Origin of the sequence: Streptococcus oralis (assembly GCF_003943395.1) — a bacterium.
GTDB lineage: Bacteria > Bacillota > Bacilli > Lactobacillales > Streptococcaceae > Streptococcus > Streptococcus oralis_BF.
In genome coordinates this window covers 1-17472 of sequence record NZ_RJPJ01000010.1, presented here as the reverse complement: position 1 = coordinate 17472, position 17472 = coordinate 1, and the positions used below count along the sequence as shown (strand labels likewise).

Genomic DNA, 17472 nt, shown 5'->3' with positions numbered 1-17472 from the left:
TCAAGCCTTTGAAGCTTGAGGTTTTTTACTAAAAATTGTGTAGAAAAATCTTAAAAAAATATTTGTTAGAATTTTCTAAAAAATCTGGTGAAAGTTCTTGCTTTTATGAAAAAATAGGGTATAATGGTGAAAACACTATCTTTAAGGAGATTACTTATGAAATCGAAAAAGTGGCTCTTAGGAGCAGGTGCTGTCTTGAGTGCAGCCCTTCTGTTAACTGCTTGTGGGCAAAACGAAAAGAAAGCTGATGCTCCCAAGACATTTTCTTATGTCTATGCAATAGATCCATCATCTTTGGACTACAGCGTGACGAGCAAGAGCTCAACTTCTGACGTTATAGCCAACGTTGTCGATGGCCTCTTGGAAAACGATAAATACGGGAACTTGATTCCGTCGCTTGCAGAAGATTGGTCTGTATCCAAAGATGGCTTGACCTATACCTACAAACTTCGTAAGGGTGTAAAATGGTATACTTCTGAGGGAGAAGAGTATGCTGAAGTCAAGGCTCAGGACTTTGTTACGGGTCTGAAACATGCAGCTGATGGTAAATCAGACGGCCTTTCTCTCCTTCAAGATTCTATCAAAGGTTTGGCTGCCTACATCAGTGGTGAAAGCAATGACTTTTCTACTGTAGGAGTCAAGGCTGTTGACGATTACACGGTTGAATATACGCTTAACAAACCAGAAAGCTTCTGGAACTCTAAGGTCACAACTGCAACCATGCTTCCAGTTAATGAAGAGTTTTTGAATTCTAAAGGGAGCGACTACGGTGCGCCAACACCATCAAGTATTCTTTATAACGGTCCTTACTTTTTGAAATCATTGACTTCAAAATCAGTCATCGAGTATGAAAAGAATCCAAACTACTGGGACAAGGACAATGTTAAGATTGACAACATCAAACTAACTTTCTACGATGGATCTGACCAAGAATCTTTGATTCGTAGCTTTACACAAGGTGCCTATACAACAGCTCGTCTCTTCCCAACAAGCTCAAACTTTGAGTCAACTAAAAAAGAGTACGGAGATAAGATTGTTTACAGTCCACAAGAAGCGACAAGCTACTACCTCACTGTTAACGTAAACCGCCAGTCTTACAATAAAACAGCCAAAACAGACGAAGCTCAAAAAACATCAACCAAAGAAGCTCTTCTTAACAAGAACTTCCGTCAGGCGCTGAACTTTGCCCTTGACCGTCACTCTTACACTGCTCAGTTGAATGGTGAAGAAGGTGCGGACAAGATTATCCGTAACAGCCTAGTACCTCATGACTACGTTCAAGTAGGTGAAAAGACATTTGGAGAGTTGGCACAAGCAGAGCTGGTTTCTTATGGAGATCAATGGAAAGATGTAGCCCTTACTGATGGTAAGGATACGCTTTACAGTCCTGAAAAAGCCAAGGCAGCCTTTGCGAAGGCAAAAGCAGAATTGCAGGCTAAGGGTGTGACCTTCCCAATCCGTTTGGATGTTCCAGTTGAACAGACCGATGTCATTGCCGTTCAACAGACTAACTCACTCAAGCAGTCTATCGAGTCAACACTTGGTACAGAGAATGTCATTGTCGATGTCCTTCAAATGACAGATAATGAGAAAATGAGCATTACGTCTCAAGCCAAGGTGCCGTCCCAAAAAGACTATGACTTGAACGGAACTGGTTGGGGACCAGACTATCAAGACCCAGCTACCTACCTAAACATTCTTGATGCTAAGAAGGGTTCTGCCCTTAAACACTTGGGGATCACTCGCGGAAAAGATCCAGAAGTGATGGCTCAGGTCGGTCTAGACGAATACAAGAAACTCTTGGATGATGCCGCAGCTGAAACCAGCGACCTCAATAAGCGTTATGAGAAATACGCTAAAGCTCAAGCTTGGGTATCAGATAGCTCACTCTTAATCCCAGTTGCTTCTTCAGGTGGTTCTCCAACTGTTAGCCGAACTGTACCATTCACAAAAGCATACTCTCAAGTCGGAATCAAGGGAGACCCATTTGTCTTTAAAGGCTTGGAGTTGCAAAATGATGTCGTGACTACAAAAGAATACGAAGAAGCTCTCAAGAAATGGCAGAAAGAAAAAATCGAAACAAATGCCAAATACCAAAAAGAGCTAGAAAAACACGTCAAGTAATCTATAAACAGAAAAGGAAGTTGCAGAAAATCTGTCCTTCCTTTTTCTGGTTTGGAGACAGCAGTCGTCGTAAAACTAGGAACTTTACAATTTAGGATAAATTTGATAAAATATGCCTATGTTATAAAAAGTGACATAAAGGAGTGGATGATGATCAAAATGAAAAAAAGACTAATCGGGACAGGTCTAGTCCTAGCGACAGGGATTATGCTCTCTGCATGTGGACAGTCCAACACAGATACTAGCACTTATTCATCAACATTTAGTGCGAATCTGACAACTTTTAACTATCTTCTAGATTATTATGCGGATAACACTGCCGTTATTACCAATCTCGTAGATGGTTTGCTTGAAAATGACAGCTATGGGAACCTCGTACCTGCTCTTGCGGAGGATTGGTCTGTTTCAGCAGATGGTTTGACCTATACCTACAAACTCAGAAAAGATGCCAAGTGGTATACGGCTGATGGTGAGGAATATGCTTCAGTCAAAGCTCAGGATTTTGTCGCTGGGATCAAATATGCTGCGGACAACAAGGGGCAAGCCATGGATCTCATTCAAAATTCTATCAAGGGATTGAATGACTATGTGACAGGTGCGACCAATGACTTCACAACAGTTGGTGTCAAAGCCTTGGATGACTACACAGTCGAGTATACTTTGACACGGCCAGAACCTTATTGGAACTCAAAAACAACCAATAGTATCCTTTTCCCAGTCAACGAAGAGTTCTTGAAATCAAAGGATAAAGATTTTGGAACCTTGACACCAGACAGTATCCTTTATAATGGTCCATATCTGTTAAAAGATTTCACATCAAAATCTTCAATCGAGTATGTGAAGAATCCACACTATTATGACCATGATAAAGTAACCATTGAAAAAGTTAAGTTAGCTTATTTTGATGGCTCTGATCAGGAGATGACGATTCGAAACTTTGAAAGTGGTGCTTACTCGATTGCAGGAGTCTATCCAAATAGTTCGAGCTATGCCAAGACGAAAGAAAAATACCAAGACAATATCGTTTATAGCTTGCAGGACAAGACTTCTTGGTACTTCAACTTTAACGTTAACCGTAAAGCCTATAACCATACTGCAAAAACATCAGATCAACAAAAGAACTCAACGCAAACAGCGATTTTAAATAAAAACTTCCGTCAGGCGCTTAACTTTGCTATCGATCGTACGACCTACTCTGCCCAATCTAATGGAGAAGAAGCGGCAAGTAAGACCCTTCGAAATACCCTTGTTCCCCCAACATTTGTCCAGGTGGGAGATAAGACCTTTGGAGAAGTAACAGCTTCTAAGCTTGTGAACTATGGAATTGAGTGGTCAGGTATAAATTTGGCAGATGCTCAAGATGCTTACTTCAACAAGGAAAAGGCCCAAGCAAAATTTGCGGAAGCTAAAAAGGAATTGGAAGCCCAAGGGGTGACCTTCCCGATTCATTTGGACGTCCCAGTTGATCAAGCCAATAAAAATGCGGTTTCTGGGATGAATTCACTTAAACAGACACTTGAAACAGTATTGGGTTCTGACAATGTCATCGTTGATGTTCAACAACTTTCAACAGATGACTTTGGAAATGTTGCCTTCCTAGCACCAAATCCAGCAGCTCGTGACTACGACCTAAACTTTGATGGTTGGGTTGGTGATTACCAGGATCCATCAACTTATCTAGATCCCTTCAATGCTGAAACTGGCTTCTATCTCAAGATTTTTGGTCTTGATGCCAAGGAAGACCAAGAGCTCATTAAGAGTTTGGGACTCGATACCTATACACAACTCCTGAAAGAAGCAGATGCTGAGAATAAAGATGTCGCTAAGCGTTATGAAAAATACGCTGAAGCTCAAGCTTGGATGATTGATAATTCTCTGATCATGTCTACGATGTCAAATGGTGGTACGGCCTCTGTAACCAAAGTAACTCCATTTACACGTGCTTACTCTCTAGTGGGAATCAAAGGCGATGGAAATAACTACAAGTATATGAGACTGCAAAAAGATCCTGTTACCAAGAAACAATTTGATGAAGCCAAGACTAAGTGGGAAGAAGAGAGTAAAAAGGCTATCGAAAAGAGCCAAAAAGAATTTGAAAATCATATCAAATAAAAAGTTAAATAAGGTCTCTTGCAAGGGACCTTATTTTTGTTTGCTCAAGCTTCTAAATAATGAAAGCGGCCACTTCAAAATATAGCTAAGAAAAAAGGAATGAAAACGCTGAGAATTGTGGGAATGAATGGAATTTGTCCTACTTTTGTGATATAATTACTTTAATTATTATAGTATAGGGGAGTGTCATGACGAAACGTTCAAAGAGATCTCGCTCGGGGAAAGTAAAGCGAAGCGTTAACATAGCCTTGTTAGCTATTTATCTATTGTTGGCTGGCTTTTTATTGTTTTTGATTTTTAAATACAATATCCTTGCTTTTAGATATCTTAATCTAGTGGCAACTGCGTTAGTTCTACTAGTTGCCTTAGTAGGGCTGCTCTTGATTGTCTATAAAAAAGCTGAAAAATTTACTATTTTTCTGTTGGTGCTCTCTATCCTTGTGAGCTCTGTTTCACTTTTTGCAGTACAGCAGTTTGTTGGACTGACCAATCGTTTAAATGCGACTTCTAATTACTCAGAATATTCTATCAGTGTTGCTGTTTTAGCAGATAGTGAGATTGGAAATGTTACGCAACTGACGAGTGTAACAGCACCGACTGGGACTGATAATGAAAATATTCAAAAACTACTAGCTGATATCAAGTCAAGTCAGAATACCGATTTGATGGTCAATCAGAGTTCGTCTTACTTGGCGGCTTACAAGAGTCTGATTGCAGGTGATACCAAGGCCATTGTCTTAAATAGTGTCTTTGAAAACATCATCGAGTCAGAGTATCCAGATTACGCATCGAAGATAAAAAAGATTTATACTAAGGGATTCACTAAAAAAGTAGAAGCTCCTAAAACTTCAAAGAGTCAGTCTTTCAATATCTATGTGAGTGGAATTGATACCTATGGCCCGATTAGTTCAGTGTCGCGTTCAGACGTCAATATCCTGATGACTGTCAATCGAGATACCAAGAAAATCCTCTTGACCACAACGCCGCGTGATGCCTATGTACCAATCGCAGATGGTGGAAATAATCAAAAAGATAAATTGACTCATGCGGGCATTTATGGAGTTGATTCGTCCATTCACACCTTAGAAAATCTCTATGGAGTGGATATCAATTACTATGTGCGATTGAACTTCACTTCTTTCTTGAAATTGATTGATTTGTTGGGTGGGGTAGATGTTTATAATGATCAGGAATTCACAGCACTACACGGGAAGTTTCAATTCCCTGTGGGCAATGTTCATCTTGATTCAGAACAGGCCCTCGGTTTTGTTCGTGAGCGCTATTCCCTGGCAGATGGTGACCGTGACCGCGGGCGCAATCAACAAAAGGTGATTGTGGCTATCCTTCAAAAATTAACGTCGACCGAAGCACTGAAAAATTATAGTACGATCATTGATAGCTTGCAAGATTCTATCCAAACAAACATGCCACTTGAGACCATGATGAACTTGGTCAATGCTCAGTTAGAAAGCGGTGGAACTTACAAAGTGAATTCGCAAGATTTGAAAGGTACGGGACGGATGGACCTTCCTTCTTATGCGATGCCAGATAGTAACCTCTATATGATGGAAATTAACGACAGTAGCCTTGCATCTGTCAAAGCTGCTATTCAAGACGTGTTGGAGGGCAGATGAAATGATTGATATTCATTCGCACATTGTCTTTGATGTAGATGATGGCCCCAAGTCAAGAGAGGAAAGCAAGGCTCTCTTGGCAGAATCCTACAGGCAGGGGGTGCGAACCATTATCTCTACCTCTCACCGTCGCAAGGGCATGTTTGAAACTCCAGAAGAGAAGATAGCAGAAAACTTTCTTCAGGTTCGGGAAATAGCTAAGGAAGTGGCGAGTGACTTGGTCATTGCTTACGGGGCTGAAATTTACTACACACCAGATGTTCTGGATAAGCTGGAAAAAAAGCGGATTCCGACCCTCAATGATAGTCGTTATGCCTTGATAGAGTTTAGTATGAACACCCCTTACCGCGATATTCATAGCGCCTTGAGCAAGATCTTGATGTTGGGAATTACTCCAGTCATTGCCCACATCGAGCGCTATGATGCTCTTGAAAATAATGAAAAACGCGTTCGAGAGCTGATCGATATGGGCTGTTACACGCAAGTAAATAGTTCACATGTCCTCAAGCCCAAACTTTTTGGAGAACGTTATAAATTCATGAAAAAAAGAGCGCAGTATTTCTTGGAGCGTGATTTGGTTCATGTGATTGCAAGTGATATGCACAATCTAGATGGTAGACCTCCTCATATGGCAGAAGCATATGACCTTGTTACTCAAAAATACGGAGAAGCGAAGGCTCAGGAACTTTTTATAGACAATCCTCGAAAAATTGTAATGGATCAACTAATTTAGGAGAAATGATGAAAGAACAAAATACGATAGAAATCGATGTATTTCAAGTACTTAAAACCATGTGGAAACGCAAGCTGATAATTTTATTAGTGGCACTTGTGACAGGTGCGGGAGCTTTTGCATATAGCACTTTTATTGTTAAGCCAGAATATACGAGTACCACGCGAATTTACGTAGTCAACCGTAATCAAGGAGATAAGCCGGGGCTGACAAATCAGGATTTGCAGGCAGGATCTTATCTGGTAAAAGACTACCGCGAGATTATCCTTTCGCAGGATGTATTGGAAAAGGTAGCGACAAATTTGAAATTGGATATGCCAGCAAAAACGTTAGCTAGCAAAGTTCAAGTGACTGTACCAGCCGACACTCGTATTGTTTCAATTTCTGTCAAGGATAAACAACCAGAGGAAGCCAGTCGCATCGCTAATTCTCTACGAGAAGTTGCTGCAGAAAAGATTATCGCTGTAACGCGAGTATCTGATGTAACGACACTTGAAGAAGCGCGACCAGCTACGACTCCCTCTTCTCCAAATGTTCGACGCAACACCTTGTTTAGTTTTCTTGGAGGAGCCGTCGTAACAGTAATTACTGTTCTTTTGATTGAGTTACTCGATACCCGTGTGAAACGTCCTGAAGATGTTGAAGATGTACTACAAATTCCACTTTTAGGAGTCGTTCCAGATTTGGATAAAATGAAATAGGAGGAAGTTATGCCAACGTTAGAAATCTCACAGGCAAAATTGGATTTTGTAAAAAAGGCAGAGGAATATTATAACGCTTTGTGCACGAACCTACAGTTAAGTGGAGATGATTTGAAAGTGTTTTCTATCACTTCTGTGAAACCAGAAGAAGGAAAATCAACGACTTCCACCAATATCGCTTGGGCTTTTGCGCGTGCAGGTTACAAAACGCTGCTGATTGATGGAGATATTCGCAATTCTGTTATGTCAGGCGTTTTTAAAACAAGGGATAAGATTACAGGTTTGACAGAATTTTTATCAGGGACCACAGACTTATCACAGGGGCTTTGTGATACCACTATCGAAAATCTCTTTGTGATTCAGGCTGGTTCTGTGTCACCGAATCCGACAGCCCTTCTTCAAAGTAAGAATTTCAGTACAATGCTTGAAACCTTGCGTAAATATTTTGACTACATCATTGTAGATACTGCTCCTGTCGGTGCCGTGATTGATGCAGCTATCATTACGCGAAAATGTGATGCTTCTATTTTAGTGACGGCAGCGGGTGAAACAAATCGACGGGATATTCAAAAAGCGAAAGAACAACTGGAACACACAGGGAAGCCGTTTTTAGGAGTTGTATTGAATAAATTCGATACTTCAGTAGACAAATATGGTTCTTATGGAAATTATTGAGATTACAGAAAAAAATAAGAAATAGGTTGGGGGATAGAGATGAATGGAAAAGTAGTAAAGCCTTCATTGGCCATAATCCAGAGTTTTCTTGTCATTTTAGTGACTTATCTACTTAGTGCCGTGAGAGAAACGGAGATCGTTCCAACAACGGCTATTGTACTTTATATCCTCCACTATTTTGTCTTTTATATCAGTGATTATGGACAGGATTTCTTTAAAAGGGGATATTTGCTTGAGCTTGTCCAGACATTGAAATATATCCTATTCTTTGCGCTAGCGATTAGTATTTCTAATTTTTTCTTAGAAGATCGATTTAGTATTTCCAGACGAGGCATGATTTACTTCCTTACATTACATGCTCTTTTAGTCTATGTGCTAAACCTATTTATCAAGTGGTATTGGAAGCGAGCTTACCCCAATTTTAAAGGAAGTAAGAAGATTCTCTTGCTCACAGCAATTTCTCGTGCCGAAAAGGTACTGGATAGATTAATAGAATCAAATGAGGTTGTTGGGGAGTTGGTAGCTGTCAGTGTTTTAGACAAACCAGATTTTCAGCATAATTCTTTAAAGGTAGTAGCAGAGGAGGAGATAGTAGACTTTGCGACTCATGAGGTGGTCGATGAAGTTTTTATCAATCTTCCAAGTGAAAAATACAATATTGGAGAGCTTATCTCTCAGTTTGAAACGATGGGAATTGACGTAACAGTCAATCTAAATGCTTTTGATCGTAGTTTGGCACGTAACAAGCAAATTCGTGAGGTGGCAGGATTAAACGTTGTGACTTTTTCTACAAAATTTTATAAGACTAGTCACGTGATTGCTAAGCGGATTATTGATATAGTGGGTGCATTGGTAGGACTGATACTATGTGGTCTAGTCAGTGTTGTACTGGTCCCTTTGATTCGAAAGGATGGGGGCTCTGCTATTTTTGCTCAGACGCGTATAGGAAAAAATGGACGACATTTTACTTTTTACAAGTTCCGCTCCATGTGTGTAGATGCTGAGGACAAAAAAAGAGAACTCATGGAACAAAATACCATGCAGGGTGGAATGTTTAAGGTGGATGATGACCCACGTATCACGAAAATTGGTCGCTTTATACGGAAGACTAGCTTGGACGAGCTGCCACAGTTTTATAATGTTCTAAAGGGAGATATGAGTTTGGTAGGTACACGACCACCAACAGTGGACGAGTATGAACACTATACCCCAGAACAAAAACGTCGTCTAAGTTTTAAACCTGGCATAACAGGGTTATGGCAGGTCAGTGGACGAAGTGAGATCAAGAATTTCGATGAAGTTGTCAAATTAGATGTGGCCTATATAGACGATTGGACAATTTGGAAAGATATTGAGATTTTATTGAAGACAGTTAAAGTTGTATTGATGAAAGATGGAGCGAAGTGATTTTTGCCCTTCAGTCTTGTTAGGAGAGAGATGAAACAGTCAGTTTATATCATTGGTTCAAAGGGGATTCCTGCCAAGTATGGAGGATTTGAAACCTTTGTTGAAAAATTAACCGAGTATCAAAAAGACAGCAACATACAATACTATATTGCTTGTATGCGTGAGAATTCAGCTAAATCTGGTATCACGGATGACCAGTTTGAGCACAATGGAGCCATTTGTTTCAACATTGATGTGCCCAATATCGGACCGGCTCGTGCTGTCGCTTACGATATTGCAGCGGTCAATAAGGCTATTGAATTGGCTAAGGAAAACAAGGACGAGGCTCCCATTTTTTACATTCTAGCTTGTCGTATCGGGCCTTTTATTTCTGGACTTAAGAAAAAAATTCGTTCGATCGGAGGCCGACTACTGGTAAATCCAGATGGTCATGAGTGGCTCCGGGCTAAATGGAGCCTGCCAGTTCGGAAGTATTGGAAATTTTCGGAACAGTTGATGGTCAAACATGCAGATTTATTAGTCTGTGATAGCAAAAATATCGAAAAATATATCCAAGAGGCCTATAAACAGTATCAGCCTAAGACGACCTATATCGCTTATGGTACAGATACTACCCCCTCAAGCCTGAAATCAGAAGATGCCAAAGTTCGAAACTGGTATCGTGAAAAGGGAGTAAGCGAAAATGGCTATTATCTAGTGGTGGGACGATTCGTTCCCGAAAACAACTATGAAACCATGATTCGTGAATTTATGAAGTCTAATTCTAAAAAAGACTTTGTTCTCATTACAAATGTAGAACAAAATAAGTTTTACGATCAGTTGCTCAAGGATACAGGCTTCGAAAAAGATCCGAGAGTCAAATTTGTTGGTACTGTCTATGACCAAGAATTACTCAAGTATATTCGCGAGAATGCTTTTGCTTATTTCCATGGACATGAGGTTGGAGGAACCAACCCTTCTCTACTGGAAGCCCTAGCATCCACAAAGCTTAATTTGTTGCTAGATGTTGGTTTTAACCGAGAAGTTGGTGAAGATGGGGCTATTTACTGGAAAAAAGATGAGTTGGCGCGTGTGATTGAAGAGGTAGAACGATTTGATGAAGGTGCGATTTTGGAATTAGACGAAAAGTCTAGCCAACGAATTGCAGATGCATTTACGTGGGAAAAGATTGTGTCAGATTATGAAGAAGTGTTTAAAGGGTAAAGAATGAAACGGATTTTATACTTGCATGCTGGTGCAGAAATGTATGGAGCAGATAAGGTTTTACTGGAATTGATCAAAGGATTAGATCGCCAAGAATTTGAAGCTCACGTCATCCTACCAAATGATGGTGTTTTAGTCGAGGCCTTGCGTCAAGTTGGAGCTCAGGTCAGCGTGCTGGATTATCCGATTTTACGGAGAAAATACTTCAATCCTAAGGGAATTTTAGAATACCTGAAATCCTATCGACGCTACTCCCAAAAAATCGCTCAATATGCGCGTGAAAATGGGATAGATCTTGTTCATAACAATACGACAGCCGTTCTGGAAGGAATCTATCTCAAGAGAAAAGTAAAACTCCCCTTAATCTGGCATGTTCATGAGATTATCGTCAAACCCAAAGCGATTTCTGACTTTATCAACTTCTTGATGGGCCGTTATGCGGATAAGATCGTAACGGTATCTCAAGCAGTTGCCAGTCATGTCAATGAGTCTCCCTTCATCAAAGAAGGACAGGTCCAGGTTATCTATAACGGAGTGGACAATGCTGTCTATCATCCCATGCAAGCAAGCACAGTGCGTGAACAATTTGCTATCCCAGAAGAGTCTCTTGTCATTGGTATGGTAGGTCGCGTCAACGCTTGGAAGGGACAGGGAGATTTTCTAGAAGCAGTGACGCCGATTTTAGAGCAGTATCCCAATTCCATCGCTTTTCTGGCAGGAAGTGCCTTTGCGGGAGAAGAGTGGCGAGTTGAAGAACTTGAGTCTACGATTGCTAAATCAAGTGTAGCCTCACAAATCAAACGAATTGACTATTATGAGCATACGACTGAGCTTTATAATATGTTTGATATCTTTGTCTTGCCAAGCACCAATCCCGATCCTCTACCGACAGTGGTACTAGAGGCGATGGCATGTGGCAAATCAGTAGTGGGTTACCGTCATGGTGGTGTCTGTGAAATGGTTGCTGAAGGGACAAATGGCTTGCTGGCCACTCCAAATCAGCCTGCAGAACTATCAAAAGTCATTCAAGAATTGGTGGAGGATCCAGAGAAAAGAAACCAATTTGGCCAAGCATCAGTAAAAAGACAAAGAGAATTGTTTTCTTTGGAGAGTTACATTAAGAACTTCTCGGAGTTGTATAAAAAATATTAAGATGAATACTGAAAAAATTAAGAATAAATTAAAACCAATCGTTTATCCAATTATTAATTTTATCCCAAGACGACGACTTAAGAATAAAAATTTTACGATCATTTGTGATAATTGTTGGGCTGGGAAAGTCTATCAGGAATTGGGCTTGCCTTATCAAACTCCATTTGTAGGCATGTTTGTCTTTTCTCCTGACTACATCAAAATGCTCAAGAATTTAAAACACTATTTAAGTGGAAATATCCCTTTGACATTTGTTAAGGAATCAAAATATGTCAAAGACTTTGATAATGCCTATCCCCTGGCTCTTTTAGACGATATCGAATTGCATTTCTTACATTATGCAGATGAGGAAGAAGCAACTCAAAAATGGAACCGTCGTTTAGAAAGAATTCATTGGGATAATTTGTATTTCAAGTTCAATGATAATGATGCTTGTACTTATGAATTGATGAAAGAATTCGAAGAACTTCCATACAAGAGTAAGGTTATCTTCTCTTCAAAGAATTATAGTAATTTACCTTCCTTAGTTCATTTTAAATCAGCTGAAAAGCAAGGTCATGTGGGAATTGATTTAAAAACTTACCACCGTTATTTTAATGCTGTTAATTGGTTGAATAGAGGTGGAGAGGATTTAACTAAATGAAAAAAATAAGACTTATTATTCCTTATTTTGGGAAATTACCAAAATTCTTTCCATATTTTTTATTGACTGCTAAGCGTAATGAAAAGATTAATTTTTTAATTTATACGGATCAAAAGGTTGACCAATTTGAACTTTTGAACGCTGAGAATATTGAATTTAAGACTCTTTCATTTGATGATTTAAGAGAGAAAGTACAGTCTAAATTTGATTTTGAAATTTCTCTCAAAACTCCGTATAAATTATGTGACTATAAGGTTGCTTATGGGTTTATCTTTGAAGAAGAATTAAAAGAATATGAATATTGGGGATTTTGTGATACAGATGTCTTACTTGGTGATATCTATCAATTCTTGGAAGAGTATAACTTTTTCACAAATGATTATGCTCGATATGGTCTTTTAGGTCATCTTCAAATTTTTAAGAATTCAAGAGAAGTTAATCGTATTTTTATGTCTGGGCAAGGTTCAGACTATCGATTAGATTATCACAATGTCTATACTAGTGAACAAAATTTTATTTTTGATGAGTCAGAAGGTATCCAAAAGCTTTTTGAAAAATTTCGTTTCAAACAACTGCAAGATAAGTTTTTTGATGATATTGATATTAGTCATTTCTCATTTCGGGAATATGGCGAAAATAAATCGAAACGCTATTATTTTTGGTCTGAAGAAAATGGTTTGGAATCAATAAATTTAATCAATGATGATATAGTGGTTAAGCGTCCTCTATACGCACATTTCCAAAAGAGAATGATTAAATGCCCTGACTTTAAACTAGTCAATTCATTTTATGTTATACCAAATCAATTAGTTATTGGAGAGAAAATTTCTAAGCAAGAGCTAGTAGAGGTGACAAGAAATAAATTCTATTGGGAATATGTTAAATCAACAATGTTAAAGAAATTAAAAAAAGAGAAATGGACATTTGAATTTATTCGTCATAAATTAAGGATGAAATGAGCTTAGTATTATGGCTTTTCCTATTGATTTTGTTGTATGCTGAGTTGACGAACGCGATCCTGATTGGAGGGCTAAAAATAGCAAGTATGACTCTGCTTTTACAACATCTGAAAATAATACGAATTTCGATGAAGCATACTGTTAGTGGAGAACGTTTAAGTTTTGGTTAGAGAGATAGAAAGATTTGCTCCTTGGGTGAATAAAGTTTATCTTGTTACAGAAAATCAAAAACCGGTCTGGTTGACTATTAATAGTGATAAGTTATATTAATTGATCATTTGGGATAATTTGTATTTTAAGTTCAATAATAATGATATTTGTACTTATGAATTGATGAAAGAATTTGAAGAGCTTCCATACAAGAGTAAGGTTATCTTCTCTTCAAAAAATTACAGTGACCTACCTTCCTTGATTCATTTTAAATCAGCTGAAAAGCAAGGACACGTTGGCATTGATTTGAAAACTTATCACCGTTATTTTGATGTTGTTAGTTGGCTAAACCAAGATAGTGTATAGTTCACTAAATAATTAAATACAGATTATTTCAATGTTTTTATAAGTTCCAAATTTAATTAGAAACTGTAGAGAAATCCATCTTTAAGATTATTATTTATAAGTGAGCAATATTAACTGGAGTCAATGATTTAACAGGAAATTCAGGTGCTAGTCAGTCATTGATTATGTTTATGAATATAATAATGAAAGGAATTTCTAATTTCGCAAGAATTGAATCTTGTATCGAAATACATTAGTTATATAAAAATGAATTAATTAAAAAATTAGAGATTTACACAATATCAGTTCTACTAAGATTACGCAATAAAAAGTTTCTAAAAACTTATTTACTAAGTGAAGGATGATTATGATGATACAAAATATATTGCTAACAATTGTAATACCAGTATATAATGTTGAAAAATATTTGAAACGTTGTATTGATAGCGTCATTTCTCAGGAATGGGATAAATATGAAGTTATTCTAGTAAATGATGGCAGTACAGATGCCTCACCCAATATTTGTGAAGAGTATGCCCAGAAGTATTATTTTATTTCTGTTATTCATAAGGAAAATGGTGGGCTATCAGAGGCTCGTAATACAGGTCTTTCTCATGCGAATGGAAAATACGTATTCTTTCTTGATTCTGATGATTGGATTACAAAAGATATGTTTCAAAATTTAAGTAAAATGATTATGGAACAAAATTATGATATTTTGCAATTCGGAATGCAAATGTTTCATTCTGAAAGAGATGAGTTGAAAAATGTACAATGCAAAGAAAAAAACTTTAATTCTTTAGATGCATTTAAAAACATGTTAAGTATTGAAGGGATTACAAGTTTTGCTACAGACAAAATATATAAAAGAGAATTGTTTGAGAAGAACGGAATAGAGTTTCCTATAGGATATTTTTACGAAGATTTAGGAACGGTCTATAAATTAATTTTATCTGCTAAAAAAATTTATTTAACAACACAAGTGTATTATTGTTATTTTATTGGGAATGATGCGGCTATTACCAAGCATTGGTCTGAAAAAAAATTTAGTGATGTGTATAAATTTCATAAAAAAATTTTTAATGTTTCATCTCTTATGGTTTCAGATGATATCTTCCTGTCTAAATCCTATTATAATAATGGTCTGGTTTATCTTTTAATGAAATTGTATGAAGAGAATCAGGAAGACACTCAACTTTTTAGGTTGATACTTGCAGAACTGGATGCAAACATAGTTCCTATAAAATATTTGCGAAATTATCCTAATTTTTTGAAATATGTATTTTATCGCATTCGATTATTGAAATTAATTGTAATATTAAAATTAACTTTAACAAAAATAAAAAAATGGAATCAAAAAAAACATTAATAATATTTGAACAAATAGATACATTTGAACAATTTTTAGAACGTAATATAATTTTTAATAATGTAGACATATTTACACCGTACAAAAAAGTTTCGAATGTTTTTATGCACAATTTTAGAGCAATTGCAAAACGATTGCCCGGATTTTTATTCCATAATTGGTGGTTAGAAGAATGGTCTAGAAAATTACCGGATTATACTAATATAGTAGTATTTGACAATGCTATTTCCCTTAAATTATTAGAGTATATAGATGCACATAAGACTCGTAGTTCAAAGTTGAAATTATGGTTATGGAATGTTCCGAATAAGCAAGTGAACTATTTGAATTCGAATTATGATGTTTATTGCTTTGATAAGACATATTCTGAAAACTATAATTTAAAATTTGTAGAACAATTCTATGTATTAGGTTCAACTAAGAAAAGAGATATATTGGATATTGAGTATGATTTTTATTTTATTGGTGCAGATAAAGGAAGATTGCCAAAATTAAAAAGCTTAGCTAAGCAGATAGTTTTAAATAATTATAGTTATCGATTTGATGTTTTTGGTGTAAAAAAACAGTGCTCCGATTCTGAGTTTGAGGGAATTCAAGTTATGGATAAATTACTCCCTTATGATGAAGTCTTGGATAACATACTAGCTTCGAATGTTATCGTTGAGTTAAATAAAAAGGGACAGGATGGTCTAACCCTTAGAGCAATGGAATCCATTTTTTATAAAAAAAAATTAATAACAAATAATAAAAAAATTATTAACTATGATTTTTATCACCCAAATAATATTTTAGTTTGGGAGGAAGGAAAAGATATCAAATTAGATGAGTTTATTCAAAAGCCGTATGTTCAATTAGAAAAAGATATTATTGACCGTTATTCTTTTAGTAATTGGTTAAGTAAAATTACAGAAATTTAGGAGTTAAATATGAGAATAACTTTTTGTCTACCTGAGATAAGCACTGTTCCTACGGGAGGATATAAAATTATTTTTGAGTACGCAAATAGGTTGTCTGAACGAGGTCATGAGATAACCCTTGTTTTTTTAACCAATAATGTATGGAACAGAGTTACTAAGAATTGTAAAATCAAATCAATTGTAGGCAATATACGTGGCAAAAAAAATCCAAGTTGGTTTAAACTGAAGCCAACTATTCGTAAAATAATGACTCCTTATTTAGATGGGAGAGATTTTCCTGAAGCAGATTTTATATTTGCTACTGCGGTTACAACTGCTAATATTGTAAAAGAAATGCCAGAAAAATATGGGAAAAAATGTTATCTAATCCAAGATTTTGAAACATGGCTTCTTCCAGAAAGTAAAGTTATTGAAACTTATAATTATGGATTCCTTAATATTACAGTATCTAAGTGGTTATGTGACATAGTCCAATCTTATACAGAGACTCCAGTTTTTTGTGTATCTAATCCGATTGATACAGAAATTTTTTATTTGCTAAATCCTATAGAGAAACGAAATCCATTTCATCTAGGTATGTTATATCATGAAGGAGAGCATAAAGGAATCTCTTATGCGATAGATGCAATTAAGAAAGTTAAGAAAATTTATCCGGAAATAGAGGTTAATATTTTTGGAGTTCCTAGTAGACCAGTATTTTTACCAGAATATTTTAATTATACTCAACAAGCTACACAACAGGAATTGCAAAAGATATACAACGATACGTCTATTTTTTTGTGTGCAACAATTGATGAAGGTTTTGGTTTGACAGGAGCAGAGAGTATGGCTTGTGGCTGTGCGTTAGTCTCAACAGCCTATAGTGGTGTATTTGAATATGCAATTGATGGCGAGAATGCACTTTTATCTCCGATAAAAGATAGTGTTAGTTTGGCAACAAACATAATAAAATTGATTAGAAATCATGATTTGCGCTTATCCATAGCCACGCAAGCAACTAAAGATATGAAAAAGAGAGGATGGGAGGAAGCTACTTTAAAATTAGAAAATATTTTAAGTGAATTTACTAATTTTTAAAGATGTTTTAATATCAATGATTATAAAATTAGATAAACAAAAATGTTATTTTATTATGTTACTTTTATTGATGTGTGTAGTACAGTTGACTGCAAGCGTTTCGATGGGAGTAATAAGTATAGCTTTAACAGTATTACCAATATTGTGGAATTTAAATAATCCATCCAAATTATTATTTTCACAGATTCTTTATTTGTTTCAGTTCCAATTCTATGTAAGTTATTTATCATTTCCGTTAGGAATTTCCTTTATCTGTGATTTTATCTGTGAT

At 36.7% G+C, this 17472-nt stretch carries 15 protein-coding genes; all 15 read left to right on the top strand.

The annotated features are described in order from the left end of the window. Window positions 1-156: 156 nt before the first annotated feature. Window positions 157-2124 (top strand): peptide ABC transporter substrate-binding protein, encoded by a 1968-nt coding sequence (locus tag D8802_RS08145; protein WP_125395473.1) that lies wholly within the window; start codon window positions 157-159, stop codon window positions 2122-2124. 150 nt (window positions 2125-2274) lie between these two features. Continuing rightward, the gene (locus D8802_RS08140) at window positions 2275-4236 is read left to right on the top strand and encodes a peptide ABC transporter substrate-binding protein (RefSeq protein WP_125395472.1); all 1962 of its coding nucleotides are present in this window, start codon (window positions 2275-2277) and stop codon (window positions 4234-4236) included. Window positions 4237-4424: 188 nt separating this feature from the next. Continuing rightward, on the top strand, window positions 4425-5870 hold the full coding sequence (gene cpsA / locus D8802_RS08135) for an LCP family glycopolymer transferase CpsA (protein ID WP_125395471.1): 1446 nt from the start codon (window positions 4425-4427) through the stop codon (window positions 5868-5870). A gap of 1 nt (window position 5871) precedes the next feature. Beyond that, on the top strand, window positions 5872-6603 hold the full coding sequence (cps4B, locus tag D8802_RS08130) for a capsular polysaccharide biosynthesis protein Cps4B (RefSeq protein ID WP_125395470.1): 732 nt from the start codon (window positions 5872-5874) through the stop codon (window positions 6601-6603). Between the two features lie 8 nt (window positions 6604-6611). Then, window positions 6612-7304, top strand: a complete 693-nt coding sequence (locus tag D8802_RS08125) for a capsular polysaccharide biosynthesis protein (protein WP_125395469.1) — start codon at window positions 6612-6614, stop codon at window positions 7302-7304. Window positions 7305-7313: 9 nt separating this feature from the next. Continuing rightward, on the top strand, window positions 7314-7979 hold the full coding sequence (locus D8802_RS08120; RefSeq protein ID WP_125395468.1) for a tyrosine-protein kinase: 666 nt from the start codon (window positions 7314-7316) through the stop codon (window positions 7977-7979). Between the two features lie 39 nt (window positions 7980-8018). Then, window positions 8019-9386: a sugar transferase gene (locus tag D8802_RS08115; protein ID WP_125395467.1), complete on the top strand. Its 1368-nt coding sequence runs from the start codon at window positions 8019-8021 to the stop codon at window positions 9384-9386. Window positions 9387-9416: 30 nt separating this feature from the next. Further along, window positions 9417-10589, top strand: coding sequence for a beta 1-4 rhamnosyltransferase Cps2T (gene cps2T / locus D8802_RS08110; RefSeq protein WP_125395466.1), 1173 nt, complete (start codon window positions 9417-9419; stop codon window positions 10587-10589). A gap of 3 nt (window positions 10590-10592) precedes the next feature. Continuing rightward, window positions 10593-11741, top strand: coding sequence for a glycosyltransferase family 4 protein (locus D8802_RS08105; RefSeq protein ID WP_125395465.1), 1149 nt, complete (start codon window positions 10593-10595; stop codon window positions 11739-11741). 1 nt (window position 11742) lies between these two features. Next, window positions 11743-12384: a DUF1919 domain-containing protein gene (locus tag D8802_RS08100; protein WP_125395464.1), complete on the top strand. Its 642-nt coding sequence runs from the start codon at window positions 11743-11745 to the stop codon at window positions 12382-12384. Next, window positions 12381-13343: a DUF6625 family protein gene (locus D8802_RS08095; RefSeq protein WP_125395463.1), complete on the top strand. Its 963-nt coding sequence runs from the start codon at window positions 12381-12383 to the stop codon at window positions 13341-13343. Before D8802_RS08100 ends, D8802_RS08095 begins: the two co-directional genes overlap by 4 nt. Window positions 13344-13613: 270 nt before the next feature. After that, window positions 13614-13859 (top strand): DUF1919 domain-containing protein, encoded by a 246-nt coding sequence (locus D8802_RS08085; RefSeq protein ID WP_125395462.1) that lies wholly within the window; start codon window positions 13614-13616, stop codon window positions 13857-13859. A gap of 346 nt (window positions 13860-14205) precedes the next feature. Next, the gene (locus tag D8802_RS08080) at window positions 14206-15207 is read left to right on the top strand and encodes a glycosyltransferase (RefSeq protein WP_125395461.1); all 1002 of its coding nucleotides are present in this window, start codon (window positions 14206-14208) and stop codon (window positions 15205-15207) included. Continuing rightward, window positions 15186-16124, top strand: a complete 939-nt coding sequence (locus tag D8802_RS08075) for a WaaS/CpsH family glycosyltransferase (protein WP_125395460.1) — start codon at window positions 15186-15188, stop codon at window positions 16122-16124. Before D8802_RS08080 ends, D8802_RS08075 begins: the two co-directional genes overlap by 22 nt. A gap of 9 nt (window positions 16125-16133) precedes the next feature. After that, the gene (locus tag D8802_RS08070) at window positions 16134-17201 is read left to right on the top strand and encodes a glycosyltransferase family 4 protein (protein ID WP_125395459.1); all 1068 of its coding nucleotides are present in this window, start codon (window positions 16134-16136) and stop codon (window positions 17199-17201) included. The last annotated feature ends 271 nt before the right edge of the window (window positions 17202-17472 follow it).